The sequence below is a fragment of the Bacillus sp. JJ1521 genome (genome assembly GCF_036965165.1).
Lineage (GTDB): Bacteria > Bacillota > Bacilli > Bacillales > Bacillaceae_L > Ferdinandcohnia.
Genome location: NZ_JBALOX010000001.1, coordinates 1 through 1,788 on the forward strand (window position 1 = coordinate 1; position 1,788 = coordinate 1,788).

1 protein-coding gene is annotated in these 1,788 nt (G+C 42.0%); it reads right to left on the bottom strand.

Annotated elements, in window-relative coordinates; genetic code table 11:
- Window positions 1-230: 230 nt before the first annotated feature.
- Window positions 231-1,604, bottom strand: coding sequence for a dipeptidase (locus V7147_RS00005; protein WP_335365810.1), 1,374 nt, complete (start codon window positions 1,602-1,604; stop codon window positions 231-233).
- Window positions 1,605-1,788 lie beyond the last annotated feature (184 nt).

The following is a 1,788-nucleotide window of genomic DNA, read 5'->3' on the forward strand; positions in this document are numbered from 1 at the left end:
AGGAGCCATGACTGCACTGCCGACAATTGAGCAGGTTCGTGATTTTTCAAGTGAAAAATAAGGTGGAATCATATTTGATCAACCGATTGCGTTTTATTTTTCGGAATTGCGCTTTATTCCGTCGAATTGCATTTTAATCCCAAGATATGCGCGTTAATTTTGATAATTGCGTTTTAGCCATGCTCCAACCAAAATAAGGTGGATCCCAACACGGGAATCCACCTTTCCTTTTATAACGACTTCTCCAATTCAAACCAATACGTGCATAGAGTTTCCAAGCCTTTGTCGAAATTCTCAAGGTGGAAGTGCTCGTTAGGAGCATGGAAGTTCTCGGTTGGTAGTCCGAAGCCCATTAACACTATTGGGGCATGAAGAACCTCATCAAGGGTCGCAATAATTGGCAATGAGCCGCCACCCCGCGTAAATGAAGTTGGTACCTGGTAAACCGATTCATACGCACGAGCAGCTGCTTGAATTGCTGGATGGTCAAACGGTGTCACATATGGCGCACCTTTGTCAAAAAGCTGAAGGCTAACTTCAACACCTGCGGGTTTGTTTTTTTCAATATGCTGTTTCAGTTGTTCGACGATTACCTCAGGATCCTGGTTTGGAACGAGACGACATGTGATTTTTGCATGAGCCTCGGACGGGATAACTGTTTTGATACCATCGCCTTGGAATCCACCATAGATTCCGTTAACATCAAGGGTTGGACGGACCCATGTTCGTTCAAGATAGCTGTAGCCTTTTTCCCCATAAAGGGCAGGGACACCAAGCTCTTGACGTTGTTTTTCCTCATCAAAGTTTAAAGCCTCATATGCCTGTTTCTCTTCATCGGTCAATGGAAGTACATCTTCATAGAATCCTTCAACGGTTACTTTTCCGTCTTCATTATGGAAGGAGTCCAATAATTGAACAAGTGCATTGATTGGATTATGTACGCCACCACCGTAGAGCCCAGAGTGTAGGTCGCTATTGGATCCTTTTACATCGATTTGAAGACCTGCAAGGCCCCTTACACCATAGCAAATCGTTGGTTTTCCACGTTCGTTCATGCTTGTGTCAGAGATAACAATAACATCAGCAGCAAGCAATTCTTGATTTGTCTCAACAAAAGCTGGGAGGTTCGGGCTTCCGACTTCTTCTTCGCCTTCAATACAGAACTTGAAATTAAGCGGCAATGTCCCTTCTGTTTTTAAAATGGTTTCCAATGCCTTTATATGCATGAAGGTTTGACCTTTGTCATCACTTGCTCCACGTGCGAAAATTTTATCATCCCGAATCTCCGGCTCAAACGGTGGGCTATCCCATAAATGAAGCGGGTCAACGGGCTGAACATCATAATGCCCATAAATTAATACAGTAGGTTTTCCTTCCGCATGAAGCCAATCCCCATACACAACTGGATGTCCCTTAGTAGGGTGAACGCTCACATTTTCCATGCCAATTTTTCGCAAGGCGTCTGCAATCCATTCTGCAGTCCGCCAAACATCTTCTTTGTGGTCTGGTAAGGCACTAATGCTTGGGATTTTGAGTAAATCAAAGAGTTCTTGTAGATGAGATTCTTTGTTTTCAGTTAAGTAGTTTTGGATATTTTGATTCAAAGTACGTTCCTCCTTATGTTGGATACAATATTTATTTCTATATTAATCGAAAAAATCCTTTTATAAAACAATGATGTCTGTCCGCTTGGATAAGAGAATTTGTGATGTATTTCACAAAACGTTTGTAGTTTTTTGTCGAAATATGTTATAGTCTACTTGTAAGTCATTCCCCACTTTAACCATA